At 69.2% G+C, this 20,211-nt stretch carries 15 protein-coding genes and 1 pseudogene; 4 read left to right on the top strand and 12 right to left on the bottom strand.

Translation table 11 applies throughout. The annotated features are described in order from the left end of the window. Positions 1-13 precede the first annotated feature (13 nt). The 11 genes and pseudogenes from ACSMFO_RS32665 to ACSMFO_RS32615 all read right to left on the bottom strand — a co-directional run bounded on the left by ACSMFO_RS32665 (position 14) and on the right by ACSMFO_RS32615 (position 16,128). On the bottom strand, positions 14-982 hold the full coding sequence (locus tag ACSMFO_RS32665; RefSeq protein ID WP_436461645.1) for a peptidylprolyl isomerase: 969 nt from the start codon (positions 980-982) through the stop codon (positions 14-16). 60 nt (positions 983-1,042) lie between these two features. Beyond that, a complete protein-coding gene (locus ACSMFO_RS32660; protein ID WP_436461644.1) occupies positions 1,043-3,334 on the bottom strand; it encodes a glycosyl hydrolase family 95 catalytic domain-containing protein in 2,292 nt (763 codons plus the stop codon). A gap of 2 nt (positions 3,335-3,336) precedes the next feature. Further along, on the bottom strand, positions 3,337-5,616 hold the full coding sequence (locus tag ACSMFO_RS32655; RefSeq protein ID WP_436461643.1) for a glycosyl hydrolase family 95 catalytic domain-containing protein: 2,280 nt from the start codon (positions 5,614-5,616) through the stop codon (positions 3,337-3,339). 120 nt (positions 5,617-5,736) lie between these two features. Beyond that, positions 5,737-5,934: pseudogene (locus ACSMFO_RS32650) on the bottom strand (tyrosine-type recombinase/integrase); the annotation flags it as partial. A 35-nt stretch (positions 5,935-5,969) separates the two neighbouring features. Continuing rightward, positions 5,970-6,530 (bottom strand): hypothetical protein, encoded by a 561-nt coding sequence (locus ACSMFO_RS32645; RefSeq protein ID WP_436461642.1) that lies wholly within the window; start codon positions 6,528-6,530, stop codon positions 5,970-5,972. A gap of 570 nt (positions 6,531-7,100) precedes the next feature. After that, positions 7,101-8,438 (bottom strand): M1 family metallopeptidase, encoded by a 1,338-nt coding sequence (locus tag ACSMFO_RS32640; RefSeq protein WP_436461641.1) that lies wholly within the window; start codon positions 8,436-8,438, stop codon positions 7,101-7,103. Between the two features lie 20 nt (positions 8,439-8,458). Next, a complete protein-coding gene (locus tag ACSMFO_RS32635; RefSeq protein ID WP_436461640.1) occupies positions 8,459-12,361 on the bottom strand; it encodes a Pls/PosA family non-ribosomal peptide synthetase in 3,903 nt (1,300 codons plus the stop codon). 247 nt (positions 12,362-12,608) lie between these two features. Continuing rightward, positions 12,609-14,078: a ribosome biogenesis GTPase Der gene (der, locus tag ACSMFO_RS32630; RefSeq protein WP_436461639.1), complete on the bottom strand. Its 1,470-nt coding sequence runs from the start codon at positions 14,076-14,078 to the stop codon at positions 12,609-12,611. Positions 14,079-14,081: 3 nt separating this feature from the next. Then, positions 14,082-14,756 carry a lysophospholipid acyltransferase family protein gene (locus ACSMFO_RS32625; protein ID WP_436461638.1) on the bottom strand — a complete coding sequence of 225 codons (675 nt, stop codon included), beginning with the start codon at positions 14,754-14,756 and terminating at the stop codon, positions 14,082-14,084. Beyond that, positions 14,753-15,457 carry a (d)CMP kinase gene (gene cmk / locus ACSMFO_RS32620; RefSeq protein ID WP_436461714.1) on the bottom strand — a complete coding sequence of 235 codons (705 nt, stop codon included), beginning with the start codon at positions 15,455-15,457 and terminating at the stop codon, positions 14,753-14,755. Before cmk ends, ACSMFO_RS32625 begins: the two co-directional genes overlap by 4 nt. Positions 15,458-15,549: 92 nt before the next feature. After that, positions 15,550-16,128, bottom strand: coding sequence for a TetR/AcrR family transcriptional regulator (locus tag ACSMFO_RS32615; RefSeq protein ID WP_436461637.1), 579 nt, complete (start codon positions 16,126-16,128; stop codon positions 15,550-15,552). 91 nt (positions 16,129-16,219) lie between these two features. Between ACSMFO_RS32615 and ACSMFO_RS32610 the strand changes: the two genes are divergently transcribed. Genes ACSMFO_RS32610 through ACSMFO_RS32600 form a run of 3 tightly spaced genes read left to right on the top strand, consistent with a single transcriptional unit; the run spans position 16,220 to position 18,313 of the window. Then, positions 16,220-16,612 (top strand): DUF4267 domain-containing protein, encoded by a 393-nt coding sequence (locus ACSMFO_RS32610; RefSeq protein ID WP_038511577.1) that lies wholly within the window; start codon positions 16,220-16,222, stop codon positions 16,610-16,612. Between the two features lie 15 nt (positions 16,613-16,627). Further along, positions 16,628-17,110, top strand: coding sequence for a cation:proton antiporter regulatory subunit (locus tag ACSMFO_RS32605; RefSeq protein ID WP_436461636.1), 483 nt, complete (start codon positions 16,628-16,630; stop codon positions 17,108-17,110). Between the two features lie 6 nt (positions 17,111-17,116). Next, on the top strand, positions 17,117-18,313 hold the full coding sequence (locus tag ACSMFO_RS32600; RefSeq protein WP_037348144.1) for a cation:proton antiporter: 1,197 nt from the start codon (positions 17,117-17,119) through the stop codon (positions 18,311-18,313). A gap of 74 nt (positions 18,314-18,387) precedes the next feature. Here the strand turns inward: ACSMFO_RS32600 and ACSMFO_RS32595 are convergent, their stop codons facing one another. Continuing rightward, the gene (locus tag ACSMFO_RS32595) at positions 18,388-19,017 is read right to left on the bottom strand and encodes a TetR/AcrR family transcriptional regulator (protein WP_436461635.1); all 630 of its coding nucleotides are present in this window, start codon (positions 19,015-19,017) and stop codon (positions 18,388-18,390) included. A 69-nt stretch (positions 19,018-19,086) separates the two neighbouring features. Between ACSMFO_RS32595 and ACSMFO_RS32590 the strand changes: the two genes are divergently transcribed. Then, positions 19,087-19,920, top strand: a complete 834-nt coding sequence (locus tag ACSMFO_RS32590; RefSeq protein WP_436461634.1) for a class I SAM-dependent methyltransferase — start codon at positions 19,087-19,089, stop codon at positions 19,918-19,920. Positions 19,921-20,211: the final 291 nt, after the last annotated feature.

The following is a 20,211-nucleotide window of genomic DNA, read 5'->3' as shown; positions in this document are numbered from 1 at the left end:
GGCAACCGCGGGTTCAGCCCACCGCGATGGACTGGAACTTCACCTCGATCCGGGGCGGACCCGTCCCGTCTCCGGCCCCCTTCTCGGCGTCCACGCCACCGCGCGCGACCTTGTCGAGTGTCTGGAGGCCCTCGTCGGAGATGCTCCCGAACACCGTGTACTCCGGCGGCAGCGGCGCTTCACCGAAGACCATGAAGAACTGGCTGCCGCCCGAGTCCGGGTTCTGTGTCTTCGCCATGGCGATGAGCCCTCGGCCGTACTTGAGCTGGGGGAAGATCTCGTCCGGGATCGTGTAGCCCGGTCCGCCCATTCCGGTGCCCTCCGGGTCGCCGCACTGGAGCATCTGCAGCCCCGAAACGCCGAGCCGGTGGCACGAGGTGCCGTCGTAGTAGCCCTGCTGCGCCAGCGAAACGAAGTTCGCCACGGTGCACGGCGCGAGACCGCGGTCCAGCGTCAGTCCGATGTCACCCGCGGTCGTCTTGACCGTGACCGCCGACGTGCCGGAAGCCGGAGTCGGTCCCGCCGCCGGGGGGTTCACCTTCTTCGCCGCCTCCTTGGAGGTGTCCGCCGGGTAGGCGCACTCCGTCGGATCCGCGAGCGGCGTCGTGCGTTTCGGCAGTTCGGTGCGGGCGGACGGGATGTCCACCGGGCTCTGCGTCGCCGTGTCCTGAGTGCTGGACGCCGGAGCCGACGAGGACGACGCGACCGCGTTCTCGCCCTTCGTGTCCGACAGGAAGAACCCTGGCGCCACGAACCCGAGGATCGCCACGACGGCGACCACCACGACGAGTCCCAGCACCCCGAGCCCGACCCACAGCGCCGTCTTGTTCGAAGACGGTGGCGGCTGCTGCGGCGCGCCGTACCAGCCTTGCTGCTGGTAGGGCTGCTGCGGATAAGGCTGCTGCGGGTACGGCTGCCCCGGCTGAGGGCCTGGGTCGGGCGCCTGGCCTTCGGGCTCGCCCGGCTGCGGCGGCTGGGACATCTGTGCTCCTGTCGTCCGGAGGAAGTACAGGAACACTCTTGCGTATCGCCGTTCAGGAGGTCACGGCATCCCCCACGGTGTGCCGTCCCCGTTCGCCGGGACGGGCCGGATCTCGAAATCCGGCCGGTCGCCCGCACGGTGCACGACGGCCTCTTCACCGCGCCGCAGGTCGATCCGGACGTCCCCGTTCGGCAGCCGCCGCCAGCGTTTCGGCCTTCCCCACCGGTCACGGACGGTCAGCTCGCCGTCGAGATCCGTCCGCAGCACGCAGGGCGCCCCAGCCTCGCTGGTGATCTTGACCCACCGCGTCTTCCCGCCCTGCCTGGAGGCGCTGAGCAGGAACGCCCCCTCCGTGCGGAAGTCGCGCAGCGCGGCGTCCGCCCATTTCGCGGGCACGGCCGGGAAGAGCCGGATCACGCCGCCCCAGCTCTGCACGAGCATGTCGTGCAGCGACTGCGCGGCCGAAAGCGGCGTCTCGATCACCGGACCGGATTCCTTGTACATCGTGTTCGGCTGGATGTAGCGCCGCTGCAGTTCGCCGAGGTAGAACTCCGCCTTCTCACCGCGCAGCATCTGCGCCGACATCGACGCGGCGCCGGTGAACGTGTAGCCCTGCAGCGCCCCCTCGAAGCCCACCCAGTGATCGAGCGAGGTCTCGATGATCCGCCGGTGCTCCGGCCGCTCCCAGGTGATCTCGTACAGCGGGTAGATCTGCAGCAGATGTGAGTAGTGCCGATGCGACTTCGCGAACGGCACACCCGCGCCGATCATGTAGCCGTTGGCATCGGCCGGATACGGGACGAGCGTGGCCAGGACCTCCCGCCACCGTCGCGCGAGCGGATCGTCGACGCGCAGTTCCGCCGCCGCCTCCAGCAGGGTCTTGCAACCCCAGCGGATCAGCGCGAGGTCGTAGCTGCAGTCGGGCGCGTTGACGCCGTACTCCGGGGAGAACGTCGCCGGAAGGTGCAGCTTCCCGTCCGTGCCGGGCGTCAGGAAATGGAGGTAGTAGTTGATCGCCTTGCGCAGCAAGGGGAACAGGGTCTCCCGCAGGAGCCGCCGGTCCATCGTGTGCCGATAGGACAGCCAGACGTTGTGCAGCGCCCAGGTGAGGTTCCCGACCTCCGGCGTCGGCGTCTCCTTACCGGGGATGCCGACCGGGAACCCCGCGTTCGTCCCGACCGCGCCGTTGAGCAGGTTCATGTCCGTCGTACGCGGGATGCCCGCCGAATCGTGCTGGTACGGCTCGGCGACCTGGCTCGTCAGGTTGGCCCGGTACTTGCCGAGCGCGTGGCCGACGGCGTCCAGTTCGAGATGGTTGGAGCCGTGGATGAGCCAGTATTCGAGCTGGACGTTGAGGTTCCACCACGTCGCGGGCCACGGGGTCGGCTCCAGCCACGGCCCGCAGGTCGCCATCACCGGAGCTTCCCGGCGCGCGGCGGAGGCGATCTTGTACAGCTGGATCCAGTAGAAGCTTTGGAGCCGGGTGTCCGGAATGGACAGGAAGCCGTGCCGGTAGTAGTCATGCCACCAGCGGCGGTGTCCCGCCGTCAACGCCGAGAACGGCTCGGCCCGGCGGACCGTCTTCAACGCCTCTCGCGCGGCGGTCCGCTTCGGAAACGACCAGGCCACGGACGTGTACAGCGTCCGCTTCGAGCCCTGGGCGACCTCGCGCCACGCTGTGACATGCTCGCCGCCTGCCAGCAGGCTCTGGACGGAAAGCCTGCTGTCACCGCTGCTTTCCAGCCTCGCGGGCGGGTTGGCGACGTACCCGGCGGGCGGCGGCTTCCCGAACTTCGGATCCGTTCTGGGGCTCACCGCCTCGGCCGGATGGAAGACCCACGCGAAACCGCGCTCCCCCTCGGTCGGCTCGACCTCGACGGCCAGCAACGACTGTCCGGTGTGGACGATCGCCCGCAGCGACAGGCTGCCCGCGGCCGTGGTGATCGTGCCCCTGAGTTCGGCGTTCCAGAGGTCCAACCGCCAGTCGATCCCGGTGATGGCACCGACCGGTTCGAGGGTGAAATACCCGATCGGCAGCCGCGCGAGCCCGAACAGGGAGCCGAACTCCGGCCGGTGGTCCTGTACCTCGCTGTGCTGGACGTTGAAGCGGACGGCGTTCCGGCCGGGTTCGGCGTAGATGCCCGACCCGAGGAAACCGTTGCCCAGAAAGGGGCCTTCGTACCAGGTCTTCGGCATCCGGCGCCAGATCAGGTCGGCCGTGCCGAGGAAACCTGGCCAGTCGACGCCGCCGAGCGCGAAGTCGTTCTCCACCGCCGACGCGGACGGCGTGAGTCCGGCCGCGGCCACGCCTGCCAACGCCCCGCCGAGCACGGTCCTGCGAGTGATGTCCATGCTCAGATCCCCCAAGCCGGAGTTCCACGGTCACCGGGCACGTCCCGCGGCTCCGGTTCCGGACGCGTGCCGCGTCGCGAGACGACGGCCGTCCCGCCACGGCGGAGCGGAATCGAGATCGTGCCGGGACCTGTTTGACGCCAAGGAAGCCTTCGTCCGCGCGCGTCACGGACCTCGATGTCTCCGGGGATCCCGTGCCGCAGGACGAGCGGCTCCCCCGCCTCGCTGTGGACTCGGATCCATTCGGTCGTGCCGTTCCGCCGGGACGCGTCCACGAGGAACGCCCCCTCCGCGCGCAGGCTTTCGAAGGAGGCCTCCGGCCACGTCGACGAGACCGACGGGAAGACCTTGAGCACGCCGTGATCACCCTGCAGGAGCATGTCCACAACGGACTGCGCGGCGGTGATGGGACTCTCGATCGCGAGGTTCGCCCCCTCGCGGTACATCGTGTTCGGCGTCAGCTGGGTGTTCGCGACGACGGTTCCGTCGAGGAAGATCTTCAGATAGCGCAGGGCCTCCTCGGGCTCGTCCATCACGGAACTCATCGACGACGCCGCCGCGAAGCTGTAGCCGTGCCATTTCTCCTGCGCGCTCGACCAATGCGCGAAGGTCCGGCGCATGATGTCCCGGTCGCCGGGACGGTCCCAGAGTTTCTCGCGCAGCGGGTGGAGCCAGAGCAGATGCGAGAAGTGCCGATGCGATTCGGCCAGCGGGACACCGTCGCCGATCAGCACGCCTTGAGCGGGATCCTGGTGGTACGGCACCAGTTTTTCGCCGATCTCCCGCCACGCCGGCACCCGCGGATCGTCGATCCGCAGCTTGGCCGCCGATTCGACGAGCGTGCGCGCGGCCCAGCGGATCAACGACAGGTCGTAGGTGCAGTCGGCCGCGTCGGCGTACTCGGGCGACCTCGTCATCGGCAGATGCAAGGCGCCGTCCGGGCCCGTCGCGAGGAAATGCCGGTAGTAGTTGAGCGCTTTGGCGAGCGTCGGATACAGGACGTCGCGCAGGACCCGGTGGTCCATGCTGTGCCGGTACGCGAGCCAGACGTTGTGCAGGCCCCAGATCAGGTTTCCGGTCTGGTCGTTCTTGGTGGCGGGCCCGGGGATCCCGACCGCGCGGGTGCCGCCGGGCCGCAGCCGCCAGTCGCCCGGATGCGAAAGCGCGTACGTTTCGCCGTCCCGGTAGGCGGGAGGTACCGAGAGTTCGAGGTTGGCGTGGTCGCGGCGGAAGGTCGCGGTGACGGCGTCGAGTTCGGGATGGTTGCTGCTGTTGACGATCGGATAGGTGACCTGGACGTTCAGGTTCCACCACACCGCCGTCCAGCTGTTGCCGACCTCCGGGAACCACGGCCCCCATTCGGCGACCACCGGACCGTTCGCGCGGGTGGCGCACGCGGTCTTGTACAGCTGGATCCAGTAGAACCGCTGGATCCGTTTGTCCGGAATGGACACGAAACTGCGCCGGTAGAAGGCGTTCCACCAGCGCCGGTGCCCGGCGACGAGCCGATCCGGGTTCGCCGCCGACGCCCGATCGACCCTCGTGATCGCTTCGGCGGTGTGCGTCGGCTCGGGGAACCCGTACGCGACCGTCGCGACCAGCAGCCGTCGCGTGCCGATGGTCCGCTCACGCCACGCCGTCGTGTACCCGCCACCCGCGTGCAGCGGCTGCTCGCAGTACCGGACGGCGCCCGCGCTGCCGAGCTTCGGATCGGGATTGGCGGTGTACTCGGGCGGTTTGCGGATCGTCCGGGTGGTCGCCGACGTGAGCGGCGTGAACCCCCAGTCCGCCGCCGCCTCCCCGGTGAGCGAGACGAGGAGGAGGTCCTGGTCGTTGTGGACCAGCGCGGAGAAGCGCACCGAGCCGCGAGTGGTGGTGATCGTGCCGCCGAGTTCGGCGTTGTACAGGTCGAGATGCCAGTCCACCGCGGTGATCGCGCCCTCGAAGGTGAGGGTGAGGTAGCCGATCGGGAGCCGCGAGTACCCGATACCCGCTTCCCATTGCCCGCGCTGGTCTTGGACGCGCGAATGGCTGAGCATCACCTTGAGGACGTTCGGCTGCGCCCCCGCGTAGAACTGGACGCCGAGGAAGCCGTTGGCAAGGAACGGGCCCTCCTGCCAGCCTGTCGACATCCGCTTCCAGACCATGCGCGCGTCGTCGACGATCCGGCGGTGGATGTCTTGTCCGGCGAGCGCCGGTGGCGCTCCCTGAGCCCAGAGGCCACCGAGCGCCGCCGCCCCGGCCGCGACCCTCAACATCGATCGCCTGGACAGCTCGGCCATGGGTCGCCTCCAGATTCATACTACGTTTACCGCAGATCAAGTCCTGGCGACCGGCATGTTTCCAGAGGAGAGCGCGCTTTGACCAGAGCCCTCACCCGGAAAGCGGCAGATACATCCGACCTATCGGTCAGCGAGCAAGGAGGCACGAGTAGCCTCAGGCGAGGCGTGACCGAGTATCTCGGAGGTGGTGTCGAGGTCGGCTCCGGCGCGGAGCAGGTTGACGGCGAAGGTCTTGCGCAGCGTTCGCGCAGAGAGCCCCGGCATGCCGATCAAGGTCCCGAATGTCGCCACGACGTCATTGGCCGACCACCGATTTACCGGGGCTGCCGCACGTCTGAAACCAGTGCAGGGCCCTAGCCGGCTTGAGCGTCCACCACAGGTTCAACCGAGATTTCGCGCGAGGCCGCGGCGTCGTACGCGGCGACGAGCTCGGCGGCGACCTTGCCGGGCTCGGATCGCAACCGGCTGGGCAGGGTCTGGAGTACGAGGATCCCCTCGGCGGCGTACCGGCTGTTCCTTTCGAGCGTGCCGGCATACTGCTCCCGCGCGAAGTGGAAGTCGTACGAGTCGACCTCCCAAGCGAGCCGGACCTTCTTGAAGTAGCCATCGGGGGTTCCGATGTAGCGGCCGGAGGCGTCCCGCAATTCGTGGTTCCACAACGGCTCCGGGAGCCCTGTCCGCCGCCAGACCGCCATCGCGTCGACCTCGGCCACCGACCGCGCTCCTCGCAGGACGTCGCGCAGCACTTCACGCGGCAACGCGCTACCGCGGTCACTTCCCGCTTCGAGCTCCCTGATGAGAACCTCGGGATTCAGCCTTCCTCTTTGGACGGCTTCGGTCAGCAATGCCCGGACCGGGTCACGCGCGCTGAAGCGACGGCACTCGTCGAGAACAGCCCGGAATAGGGGCGCCATCGGCACTCCATCCACGACGACCGGCCGGGGCATTCGCGTGGTCCGCTCCACGGTGACCGAGCCGACGCTGCTGACCTGACACGTCGAAGGCACCAGGAGGTGGACTCGATCAGCCTCGCCCCTTGGCCCTCGCAAACCCTGCAGGCGGCAGGCTTGGATACCGGTGATGATCGCTTCAGGTCCACCGTAGAGAAGGGCACCTTCGACCACCTGCCGACGAGTCGGCCGTCCCGAACAGAGCAGCATCACTCCTGGAAGCAACCGCTGCCACGGCCCGCCCGGCCGGCAACGCCGGTAGCAGGTCCTCTTCGAGACACCGAACTCCACGAGTCTCGCGACAGTGATCACCCCGCCGCGGCTCAGCTTGTAAAGGGCCTCGTGATCACGAGCCCGTTCGCCGGTTCGCACAGCAAGATCATCGAGGGCAGCGGCGGGTCCCCACCAGCGCCGATTTCGCCCTTGTGGACAACTCGCCACATCAGCCCCACTGTGGATAACTCAGTCATGCGCCCAATGTGGCATTGGGGACGTTGAGCGTCCCCAATGCCACATTGGGCGCACTGAGGCGCGTCAGGCAGGAGGAAGCGGAGGCAGCGCCAAAGCATCCAGCCAAGCATCGAAGAACGAAGCAAGCGAACGCCCGGCAAAGCGTTCAGCGAGCGCCACGAAACCACCGGTGGTCACCAGACCGTGCCGGTTCTCCACCGCCCAGGCTCTCACCAGCGGGAAGAAGACCTCGTCGCCGACGGTACAACGCAAGGCGTGCAACAAAAGCCCGCCTCGTTTGTACACCCGCTCGTCGAACATCCGCGCCACCCCGGGGTCGGCGAGACGCAGGTCCGCGGGCTTCGCCTTCATCCGCGCGTGCCACGTCTTCGCCCACGCGTGCGCGCTCTGACCGCCGGATTCCTCGGACCAGAGCCATTCCGCGTACGTCGCGAAGCCTTCGTTCAGCCAGATGTGCCGCCAGTCGGCGACGGTCAGGCTGTTGCCGAACCACTGGTGCGCCAGTTCGTGGACGACGAGCCGTTCGTGCGTGCGCCGTCCGTCGACGTGGTTGGCGCCGAAGATCGACATGCCCTGTGCTTCGATCGGGTCGTCGAGGTCGTCGTCGGTGACGACGATGACGTACTCGCCGAAGGGGTAAGGCCCGAACAACCGCTGCAGCGACTCCATGATCTGACCCTGACGCCCGAAATCGCGCGAGAAGGCCCGGCGCAGGCGTGGCGGCACAGCGGCCCGCTGCGGGACACCGCCGGAGGCCAGCACGATGTCGTCGTACCGTCCGATTTGGACACTCATCAGATACGTCGGCGTCGGCTCGGGCCGTTCGAAGACCCACTGAGTGGTGCTCGCGCGCGTGTACCGGGAGACGAGATTCCCGGTCACGGCCACGAGATACGGCGACGACGTCGTGAGCGCGACACGGTACGTCGCCTTGTCCGCCGGATGGTCGTTGCACGGGAACCACGACGGCGCCCCGACCGGCTGACTCGCGACGAGTGAGCCGTCGGTCAGTTCGTCCCAGCCGATGTCGCCCCACAGCCCCGGAAGCGGCCGCGGATTCCCGACGTAGTGGACCTCCACCAGGAACTCGCTGCCGAGCGCCAACGACTTCGCCGGCTTCACCTGCAGTTTGTGCGCGCGGCGCGTGTACTTGGCCGGTTTCCCGTTGACCAGCACCCGGTTGATCCGGAACTCGCCGAAGTCGAGCGTGAACCGCGACAGCGCCTGCGTCGCCTCCGCGGTGATGGCCGCGGCGGCCGACAACCGGTTGGGGCCGATCTTGTAGTCCAGCTCCAGATCGTAGTGCCGGACCCGGTAACCGCCGTTACCGTGACGGGGCAGATAGGAGTCGCCGGAGGTTTCCGCGCCGGGCGAGGGCTGCACGGATGCCTTCGAAATCACCCGCGAAAGACCCCGCTTTCCTACTTCGTCCAGGCCGAGATGGGATTACCCAGCCAGCGCGAGTCGGCGGGAACCGCGTCGCCCCGGGTCACCAGGGAGCCGGGTCCGACGGTCGTCCGCGCGCCGATGCTCGCGCCAGGCAGCACGATACCGTGCGGCCCGAGCGTCGCTCCCTCGTCCAGGGTCACCGGCGACATCGTCATGATCCGATCGTGGAACAGGTGCGTCTGCACGACGCAGCCGCGGTTGATCGTCGCGCCGTCGCCGAGCGTCACGAGGTCCGACTCGGGCAGCCAGTACGTCTCCAGCCACACGCCACGCCCGATCTTGACGCCCATGGTCCGCAGCCACGCCGGCAGCAGCGGCGTGCCGCCGAGCGAACCGATCAGCCACGGCACGGCGAGCGCCTCGACGAACGTGTCGGCGAGTTCGTTGCGCCAGACGAACGAGCTCCACAAGGGATGGTCGACCGCGCGGAACCGGCCGACCAGCAGCCACTTCATCGCCGTGGCGGTCAGCGCGGCGACGGCACCGGCGGCGAGCAGCAGCGGCCCGCCGAGCAGCACCGCGACCAGGAAGCCATACGACGACGCCAGTGCGAAGATCCCGGCGGCCACCAGCACGGTCAGTGCGACACCGCACATCACGGGCACGATCCGGCAGAGTTCGACGAGCGCGCGGGCCGCCTTCAGCCGCAGCGGCGGGGTGTACGTGCGGCTCGTGTCGGCCTCGCCGACCGACCGGCGGACCGGCAGCGGCGGCATCCCGAGGTACGACGAGCCCTTCTTCGCCTTGAGCGGAGCCGATGACAGCACTCCGACCAGACCGCGTTTCGGCACCGAACGTCCCGGCGCGGCCATCCCCGAGTTGCCGAGGAACGCCTGCTTGCCGATCCGCGCCGGGGCGACGTGCAGCCAGCCGTGGCCGAGCTCGTAGGTGGCGACCATGGTGTCGTCCGCGAGGAACGCACCACTGTCCACCTGGGTCATCTTCGGCAGCGCGAGCACGGTGGACGCCTCGACGTTGCGGCCGACCTTCGCGCCGAGCATCCGGAGCCATACCGGGGTGAACAGGCTGGCGTACAAGGGGAACAGCCCTTCACGCGCCATGCCCATCAGCCGCTCGGTCGCCCAGACCTGCCACGCGACGCGGCCGTGCACCGGGTGGTAGCCCTCGACCATGCCGATGCTCAGCGAACGGACGCCGACGAGCACGAGCAGCGCGTACGTCAGGAAGTACGCGACGGTCGCGAGCGGCGTGAACAGCAGTGCCTGGCCGAGCGCGGCGCCCAGCGTGGGCGCGCCGGCGATCGCGTAACCCAGCACCGCGACGGCGGGCAGGGCGGCGACGGCGGGCAGAAGCCCCAGTGCGACCGAAGTCGCGCCGTAGACCGAAGACCAGAACCGCGAGCGCGGCGGACGGCCCGACGGCCACTTCAGCGCGTCCTTGCTGGCACGGGCCGCGGGGGCACCGGCCCAGCGCTGTCCGGCGGGCACGTTGCCACGGACGGTCGACCCGGCCGCGATCTCCGCGCCCTTGCCGATCCGCGCGCCGGGGAACAGCGTGCTGCGCGCGCCGATCCGCGCGTCGGCGCCGATCCGGATCTTGCCGATGTGCACGAGATCGCCGTCCACCCAGTGCCCGGTCAGGTCGACCTCGGGTTCGATGGCGGCACCGCGGCCGAGTTTCAGCATGCCGGTGACCGGCGGCGGGGAGTGCAGGTCGACGTCCTTGGCGATCCGCGCGCCGAGGGCCTTGGCGTACGTCGTCATCCAGGAAGCTCCCGCGACGCTGTCCGCGCCGCTGAACTCGGCGAGTTTCTCGGCGGTCCACAGTCGCAAGTGGACACTCCCGCCGCGCGGGTAGCTGCCGGGACGGACGCCGCGCAGCAGCAGCCGGGAGCCGGTCGCGGAGATCGCGATCCGCCCGGCCGGGCTGAACAGCACGACCCACGCGACGGGGATCCATGCCCAGTTCAGTGTCGGCGCCCAGGCGAACCCGGCCAGCGAAAGCACGTTCGACAGCGTCGCGGCGATCGTCGTCCAGCGCAGGCCGACGAGACCCATCAGCGGGATCATCAGCAGCGACTGGATGATCCCGGCCTTGCGCGGGGTGGGCGCGATGTCCCGGCGTTCGGTCTTCTCGCCGCTCAACGCGTCCAGCATCGACGCGAGCGCGCCGAGCTTCGGGTTGGCGTAGATGTCGCTCACCGACACCTGCGGGTGCCGGGTGCGGATCCGCGCGATCAGCTGGGCGGCGGTCAGGCTGCCACCGCCGTTGCTGAAGAAGTCGGCCTTCGGGTTGTCGACCGAGACGCCCAGGATCTCCGCCCAGCCCTCGGCGAGCCAGCTCTCCGTCGGCGACAGACCGGATTTCGCGGCGTCCACAGTGGACAGCGGCCAGGGAAGCGCGTTGCGGTCGACCTTGCCGGAAGTGCGCGTCGGCAGGTCGTCGATCAGGGCCAGCAGCGGGACGAGCGCGGCGGGCAGCTGCTCGCGCAGCCGGGTCGCGGCCTCGTCGTGGTCGAACTTCGTCCCCTTGGCGGGCACGACGTATCCGACGAGCACCTGGTTGCCCGCCTTGGTGCGGCGGACCGCGGCGGCCGCGCCCTGCACACCGGGCAGCGCCTGGAGCGCGGCGTCGACCTCGCCGAGTTCGATCCGGCGGCCGCCGAGTTTCACCTGCTCGTCGAGGCGCCCGAGGAACAGCAGGCCCTCGGCCTCCGCGCGGACCATGTCGCCGCTGCGGTACGCGCGACGCCAGCCCAGCGACGGCAACGGCGCGAACTTCTCGGCGTCCTTCTCGGGGTCCAGGTAGCGGGCCAGGCCGACGCCGCCGATGACCAGCTCGCCGGTCTCCCCCATCGCGACCGGTTCGCCCGCCTCGTTCACGACGGCGAGCTGCCAGCCCACCAGCGGCAGGCCGATACGGACCGGACCTTCGCCGGTCATCTGCGCGGCGCAGGCGACGACGGTGGCCTCGGTCGGTCCGTAGGTGTTCCAGACTTCGCGGCCTTCGACGGCGACGCGTTCGGCCAGCTCCGGCGGGCACGCTTCGCCACCGAAGATCAGCAGGCGGACGTCTTCGAGCGCGTCGGCGGGCCACAGCGCGGCCAGCGTCGGCACGGTCGAGACGACGGTGATGCCCTGCGCGACCAGCCACGGGCCGAGGTCGACACCGGTGCGCACGAGCGAACGCGGCGCGGGGACCAGGCAGGCGCCGTGGCGCCAGGCGAGCCACATCTCTTCACAGGACGCGTCGAACGCGACGGACAGCCCGGCGAGCACACGGTCTCCGGGGCCGATCGGCTCTTCGGTGAGGAACAGCTGCGCTTCGGCGTCGACGAAGGCGGCGGCAGAGGCGTGCGAGACCGCGACGCCCTTCGGCTTCCCGGTCGAACCGGAGGTGAAGATGATCCAGGCGTCGCCGGTCGGCGCGGGCGAGCCCTCGATGCCGCCCGGCGAGCCGAGCACGGTGATCGCGCCGCCGTCGGTGACGACCGCGGCGACGTCGGCCTCGCCGAAGACCAGTTCGGCGCGCTCTTCCGGATCGTCCGCGTCGACCGGCACATAGGCGGCGCCGACGGACAGGATCGCGAGGATCGCGACGTAGAGCTCAGCGGTGCCGGAGGAGATCCGGACGCCGACCCGGTCGCCGACGCCGACGCCGTTGGCGGTCAGCTTGCGGCCGTAGGCGTCGATCTCCTCGACGAGCTTGCGGTAGGACAGCGTGGTCTCGCCGTCGTCGATCGCGCCCGCGTTGGGGTGGCGGGCGGCGGTCTCGGCGAGGATGTCGATCAGGGTGCGCTCGCCCGCGCCGAGACCGGACCAGAACAGGGCTCGGTCGGCGACCGGGGCGGGCGACGGCGCGACGGTGACGTCCGCGACGCAAGCGATCGGCCGTGAGTCGGCGGTCAGGGTCATCGTGAGATCACCACGGGCACGGCGGAACCATGGGCGCGCAAGCCCATCACACACCTTTCGCGAAGTGCGTCATTCGGGCTCGCTCTCCGAATGAGGCGCCCGCTAGCAGACCATCGACTTTACCGCAGGTGAACGACATATCTCGGGAGGGTCTCGGCAGAGTGTCGAAACTCACCGGTGGACACGCCGAAACCCGAGGTCATCGGCGTGTCCACCCAGTGAAATATTCACCTACATCGTGAGAAAATCAGCGGGTCTTCGGTTTCCCTGCCGCTTTTCCGCCGGCCTTCGGCCTTTGCTTCTTTTCCCGCACTCGGACATTCACCCGAACGGGGCTGCCTTCGAAACCGAACCGCTCACGGAACTTCCGTTCGATGAACCGCCGGTAGCCCGCCTCGAGGAAGCCGGTGGTGAACAAGACCAGCGTCGGCGGCCGGATGCCCGCCTGGGTCGCGAACAGCACCTTCGGCTGCTTGCCGCCGCGCACCGGCGGCGGGGTCGCGGCGATGAGGTCGGCCAGCCAGCCGTTCAGCTGACCGGTGGGCACCCGCTGGTCCCAGGACTTCAACGCGGTCCGCAGCGCGGGCGCGAGCTTGCGCACCGACCGGCCGGTGAGGGCGGAGATGTTGACCTTGTCCGCCCACGGCACCCGCACCAGGCCGCGGTCCAGCTCACGGACCATGGCGTGACGGCGGTCCTCGTCGACGAGGTCCCACTTGTTGAACGCGAGCACGCAGGCCCGGCCCGCCTCGACGACCATGGTCAGCACCCGCAGGTCCTGCTCCGAAAGCGGCTCGGCCGCGTCCAGCAGCACGATCGCGACCTCGGCCGCGTCGATCGCGGTCTTGGTCCGCAGCGACGCGTAGTACTCCGCGCCGTTGGCCGAGTTGACCCGCTTGCGCAGACCGGCGGTGTCGACGAACCGCCAGGTCTCGCCGTCCAGCTCGACCAGCGAGTCGACCGGGTCGACCGTGGTGCCGGCGACCGAGTCCACGACGGACCGCTCCTCGCCGGAGAGCTTGTTCAGCAGGCTGGACTTGCCCACGTTCGGCTTGCCGACCAGCGCGACCCGGCGCGGGCCGGTGGTGGCGCGGTCGCCGTCACGCGGCATCGACGGCAGCGCCTTGACGATGGCGTCGAGCAGGTCGCCCGAGCTGCGCCCGTGCAGCGCGCTGACCGGGTACGGCTCGCCGAGGCCGAGCGACCACAGCGACGCGGTGTCGGCGAGCAGGCGGTCGTCGTCGACCTTGTTGGCGGCGAGCAGCACCGGCTTCTTCGAGCGGCGCAGCACCTTGGAGACGGCCTCGTCGGTCGCCGTCGCGCCGACACTGGCGTCGATGACCAGCAGCACCGCGTCGGCGGTGGCCATCGCCATCTCGGCCTGCGCGGCGACGGAGGCCTGCAGCCCGGTCGCGTCCGGCTCCCAGCCGCCCGTGTCCACCAGCGTGAACCGGCGGCCCGCCCAGAACGCGTCGTAGGCGACGCGGTCCCTGGTCACACCGGGGACGTCCTGCACGACCGCCTCTCGGCGGCCGAGGATGCGGTTGACCAGGGTCGACTTGCCGACGTTCGGCCTGCCGACGACGGCGAGGACCGGCTGCGCGAGCTGCGCCTCCTCCTCGGCCTCGCCAGCGGCGATCTGCGCGTCGAGCGCGGTGAATTCGGACTCGTCGGACCAGGAGCCGTCGATCTCGCCGACTCCGTCAAGCTCTGTCATCAGTTACTTCACATTCTGTCGCGTGTCTTGGAGCCCGTGCTCCAAGCGCCATTCGTCCAGTGCCTTCACGAGGTCCGCGAGCGCGATGCGAAGCCGCTCGGTTCCCTCCTCCAGCCCTGTCCTTCCCTTCCCGATCTCGGGAGTGAAAGGTTCGCCGACCATGATGTCGACGCGTGGCCGCCAACGCCGTTTGGCGCCGGCGGGTTTGTACGTCCCCCGAGTGGCGACCGGAACCACGGTCGCGTTCCCGGCGCGGACCAGGAAGGCCACGCCGCGCTCGAAGTTTTCGGCGTCACCGAGGCCGCGGGTGCCTTCGGGGAAGATCCCGACCGCACCACCGTCCTCGAGCACCTTGACCGCCGCCATCAGCGGTTTGCGGTCCACCGCGCCCCGTTTCACCGGGATCTGGCCCAGTTTCGGGAAGAACCAGCCGACGAAGCCCTTGAAGAGCTCCGCCTTGACCAGGAACGCCGTGCGCCGCGACAACATTCCGAACAGCAGCGCCGGTTCCGTCATCGAACTGTGGTTCGCCATGAACACCACCGGCCCGGACGCCGGTATCCGCTCGGCACCGTGCACCCGGACCCGGAACGCGGGCCGGACGAGGAATTTCGAGATCCCCCGGCCGAAGGTGTGGACCGGGTCGCTCGCGCCTTCGGGAAGTCCCTTCGCGCTCACGTCGTCGCCTCGGCGGGGCAGCCTTCGAGAAGACCGCGGTGCAGCGCGAGTTCCGCCAACGCCACGATCACCTGGTCGATATTCAGCGCCGAAGTGTCCACCTCGACGGCGTCTTCGGCCGCGCGCAAGGGCGAAGCCGCCCGCGTGGAGTCGAGGCGGTCACGCCGTTCCACCGACGCCTTGGCGACGGCGTGCGTGGACTCCCGGCCGGCGGCGGAATCCTGCGCGCTGCGGCGTGCGGCGCGGACTTCGGCCGACGCGGTGAGGAAGATCTTGAGCGGGGCGTCCGGCGAGACGACGGTGCCGATGTCGCGGCCTTCGACCACGATGCCGCCGACCCGGCCGAGCACCTCGGCGATGATCTCGCGCTGCCGGTCGACCAGCAGTTCGCGGACGGCGGGGACGGCCGAAACCGGCGACACCGCGGTGGTGACGTCCGCGCCGCGGATCTCGGCGGCGACGTCTTCACCCGCCAGGGTCACGGTCGCTTCGTCCGGGCTGGTCCCGATGCCGAATTCGGCCTTCCGGGCGACGTCGGCGATCGCGTCCGCGTCGGTCAGGTCGGTCCCGGCGCGCAGGACGGCGAGGGTGACCATGCGGTACATCGCGCCGGTGTCGAGGTAACCGGCGCCGAGCTTCGTCGCGAGCTTCCGCGAAACCGTGGATTTCCCGGTTCCGGACGGGCCGTCCATCGCGACCACACCACGCAGGGCTCCCGCCACCGAAACACTCCTCAGCTCATCCGTCGCTCATCTGATCGACGACCATTCTGCCTGGTGGCGAACGACACGCCTCAGCCGCCCACGGCGAACCGGTCGACGAGCATGCGGATGCGTTCCGCGCGCGCGGCCGCCGGGAGCCGCCTGCTGCGTTCGAGGGTGACCAGGCCGTGCAGGGCGGCCCAGAAGGTCTCGGTGTAGAGGGCGGGGTCGTCTCCACCGGCGACCGGACCCACGACTTCGAGCAAGGCACCGAACGCGTCCTTCAACGGCTCCGGACTGTCCGGGCTGGCGAAGCTCAGTTCACTGGCGAGGGTGAAGATCGCGTCGTAGAGCGCCGGTTTGCGGTCGGCGAAGTCGAAGTAGTTGCCGGCCAGCCGCAGCAGAGCGGCTCGCGCCCCCTCCTCCGCCACGGCACCCTTCCGCATGTGGACGGCCATTTCGGTGCACCCTTCGAGTGCCGCGGCCGCCATGATCGCCCCCTTGCCGGAGAAATGGCTGTAGAGCACGGGCTGGCTGTACTCGATCTTCGCCGCCAGCCGCCGTGTGGTGACGGCGTCCCAGCCCTCTTCCTCAGCGATTTCGCGCGCGGTGGTGACGATCAGCTGTTCGCGTTGCGAGCGATCCCGCTCGCGCCGGGGGTTCGTGACCATACGGACATGCTAGCACCGCTAGACAACCTAGCACTGCTAGCACTAGTGTCGGCGTCGTTCCTAGCACTGCTAGCTTTTGGAGTCGGAGACCATGACCCGCATCAAGATCGCCTACATCCTGTCCGCCGCCCTCGTGCTCTTCGTCCTCTACTTCGGGAGTGGTTACGTGTTCTTCCCGGCGACCCAGACGGGTGGCTTCGGGCTGCCGGTGATGCCGTCCGAGGGCGATCCGATCCTCGCGGTCAAGGGCGTCCGGGACATCGGCACGGCGCTCGTGGTGCTCGCGCTGATCCTGTTCCGGAACGCCCGCGCGCTGGGCTGGGCGATGCTCGCGCTGGCGTTCATCCCGTTCGGCGACATGCTGATCGTGTTGACCCACAACGGTTCCGTGGGCGCCGCGCTCGGCATCCACGGCGCGACGTGCGCCCTCATGGTCGTGATCTCGGCGTTGTTCCTGATCCGTCCCGCGCAAAACGGACAGTGAGTTACTGTTGTTCACGTGAACGTCGAAGTGACCCCGCTCCCCGGAATAGGCGTCCGCAAGGACTTCGCCACCCGCAACGGCCGCCGTGTCGGGGTGGTGACCCATCGCGATGGACACGTCGAGCTGATCGTGTCCAAAACGGACGATCCCGACGCCTGCCTGGCGTCGCTTCCGCTCACCACCGACGAGGCGGGCGCGCTGGCGAACCTGCTCGGCGCGCCCCAACTGGTCGCCCAGCTCACCGAAGAGCACCGGGACCTGCCCGGCATCAACACCAAGCAGCTGCCGATCAAGTCGTCGTCGCCGTTCGACGGGCGGACGCTGGGCGACACCGCCATGCGCACGCGGACGAGCGTCTCGGTGGTCGCGGTGATGCGGGCCGGTCAGGTCCACCCCTCCCCCAGCCCGGACTTCAACCTCACCGCGGGCGACGTGCTCGTCGCGGTCGGCACCTCCGAGGGTCTCGAGGCCGCCGTCAAGATCTTGAAGTACGGCTGATCGCGGATGGATCACACCGCACTGTCCTTGATCGAACTCGGGGCGGTCTTCTTCGGGCTGGGCGCGTTGGGACGCCTGGCCGGGAAGATCGGGATGTCCCCGATCCCGCTGTACCTGATCGGCGGCCTGTGCTTCGGGCAGGGCGGGCTGATCCCGCTCGGCGACATCGGCGACTTCACCCACCTCGCCAGCGAGATCGGTGTCGTCCTCCTGCTGCTCCTGCTGGGCCTGGAGTACTCGGCGGCCGAACTGTTCACCGGGCTGAAACGCTCGTGGGTGGCAGGCCTCGTGGACATCGTGCTCAACGCCGCGCCGGGGGCGATCGTCGCGCTCATCCTCGGCTGGGGGCCGATCGGCGCGATCGTGATGGCAGGCGTCACCTACATCTCGTCGTCCGGGATCATCGCGAAGGTGCTCGGCGATCTCGGGCGGCTCGGTAACCGGGAAACCCCGGTGGTGCTGTCGATCCTGGTGTTCGAGGACCTGGTGATGGCGCTGTACCTGCCGATCCTCACCGCGGTGCTCGGCGGGGTCAGCTTCCTCGGCGGGATGAAGGCCGTCGGGATCTCCCTGATGGTCATCACCGTGGTCCTGGTGATCGCGCTCAAGTTCGGCCGGTACGTCTCCGCGGCGGTGGACAGCCCGGATCGCGAGGTGTTCCTCCTCAAGGTCCTCGGCGCGGCGCTGCTGGTCGCCGGTGTCGCTTCGGCGATGCAGGTTTCGGCCGCGGTCGGCGCGTTCCTGCTCGGCATCGCGATCTCGGGTTCGACGGCGGAGAACGCGACGCACATGCTCGAACCGCTGCGAGACCTGTTCGCCGCCGTGTTCTTCGTGGTGTTCGGGCTCAACACCAACCCCGCTTCGATCCCGCCCGTGCTCGGCTGGGCGGTGGTGCTGGCGGTCGCGACCACGCTCACGAAGGTCGGCACCGGCTGGTGGGCCGCGCGGCGGCAGGGCATCGGGAAGATGGGCCGCGCTCGTGCCGGAGCCGCGTTGGTCGCGCGAGGCGAGTTCTCGATCGTCATCGCCGGGCTGGCGGTGGCGGCGGGCGCGGTGACCGGCGAACTCGCCGCCCTCGCGACGGCGTACGTACTCCTGATGGCGATCCTCGGCCCGACGGCCGCGCGGATCGTCGAACCGGTCGCCCGCGCCCTGCAGCGGAAGCCCTTCGGGTCGAAGAGCCCGGCCTCCCAAACCGGCTGACCCGCCCTCGCACGCGCCATGAAAGGTCCTTTCCTTGCAAATTTCGCAAGGAAAGGACCTTTCCTCGCATTCGGCTAGCCGCGATCGAGCAACTGCGCGGCCAGCGTCTCCTCCACCCAGCGCTCCCACACGGCCGGCGGCCAAGCGCGGTCACGGGTGAGGATCAGGAACATCTCCGGGCTGAGAAGCGCGTAGAGGACGTCCGCCGCCCTGTCGACGTCGAGACCGGTGACCGCGCCCGGTTTTCCCATCAGGGCCTTCGCCGCCGCCGCGTGCACGGCGTGGCGCGGATCCTCCTGTTCCGGCCACAGTTCCCGCAGTTCGGGGTGCGCCGCGGTCGCGGTCGAGACCATGTCGGTGACGGCGGCGACGCGTTCGAGGACGGCCCGGCTGCCGGCGACGAGCGCGGCCAGCGCCTCGCGCGCGTCCGGCGCGTCCGTCACCCGCGCGAACCACGGCCGCTCCATCGTCGCCAGTGGACCGTCGTCGCCGGCGATCGCGACGTCGACCAGTTCCTTCAGCAGCGTCTGCTTGTTGCGGAAGGTGAAGTAAATCGTCTGGACCGCCACGCCCGCCCGGTCCGCGACCTGCTGAAGCGTGGTCGCGCCGTAGCCGTCGGCGAGGAAGAGTTCCGTGGCGGCCGTGATGATCCGCCGCCGGGTTTCCGCCGCCCGCCGGGATCGGGCGCCCTTGACACCACTCATGACTGGAGTCTATCTCTAGAGTCAATCACTAGAGTCCAACTCTAGTAACTATGCGAATGGGGTGCCGCGATGACGGCGATCGTCAATCAGCAACAGGCCGAAGCGTGGAACGGCTGGGAGGGCAAGCTCTGGGCGGATCGCCCGGATCGCTACAACGGGATGATGGAGGCCTTCGACGCGCCGCTCTTCGAGGCGGCGGACATCCGCGACGGTCACGTCGTCCTGGACGTGGGCTGCGGGGCCGGGCTCACCACCCGGATCGCCGCGAAGAAGGCCGGAAGCGGGCACGCGCTGGGCATCGACCTTTCGGCACCACAGCTGGAAAGGGCTCGCCTCGACGCGGCCGCCGAAGGGATCACCAACATCGCGTTCGAACGGGGAGACGCGCAGGTACACCCGTTCGACGGACCCGGTTTCGACGTCGTCATCAGCCGAGGCGGCGTGATGTTCTTCGCCGACCTGGTCGCGGCGTTCACGCATCTCCGCGAAGCGATGGCGCCGGCCGGGCGGCTGGCCTTCGTGGGACCGCGGTCAGACGACGTCGACAGCGCGTACGCCCGGGCGACGGCGGCGCTCGCGCCCTACCTCCGTGAACCCTCCCCCGCCGCGCGCGGGATGGATTCGCTGCTGACGCCCGAACGGATCACCGAAGTGCTCACGGCGGCGGGCTTCCGTGACATCGGGATCAGGCCGGTGGACGCGGACATGGGTTTCGGGGCGGACGCCGCCGACGCGACGGACTTCCTCTTCTCGATGGCCCCGATCCAGCACAACCTGCGGAACGTGGACGCGGCCTCCATCGCCGGACTTCGTGACCAGGTCCGCGACGCGCTCGGCGAGTTCGAGACCCCGCAGGGCGTGCGGATCCCGGGCGGCGTCTGGCTCGTGACCGCCGCCCGCTGACGCCAGGAACGGTCCTTTCCTTGCGAAATTCGCCAGGAAAGGACCGTTCCTAGCGTTCGCTAGCGTCCTGCCTCAGAAGTTCGCGTCGTAAGTCCGTATCGGTATCCCGCCGCGGCGCATGTGGGTCGGATCGTGAAATGAAGGCGGGTCCTTGACTGTCCTTAAGGGACATTCCCCAAGACAGTCTTGCCCGATTTGAGCACTTCGTCCGATATTGCATGAGGTCACGACCACCTCGGCAAACCGGACGCAGGGCATTCACGACAAGACCCCTCATCTCACGCGACGAAG

It is taken from the genome of Amycolatopsis sp. w19 (assembly GCF_051373225.1).
In the GTDB taxonomy this organism is placed as follows: Bacteria; Actinomycetota; Actinomycetes; order Mycobacteriales; family Pseudonocardiaceae; genus Amycolatopsis; species Amycolatopsis japonica.
This window is presented reverse-complemented; position numbering and strand designations above follow the sequence as displayed.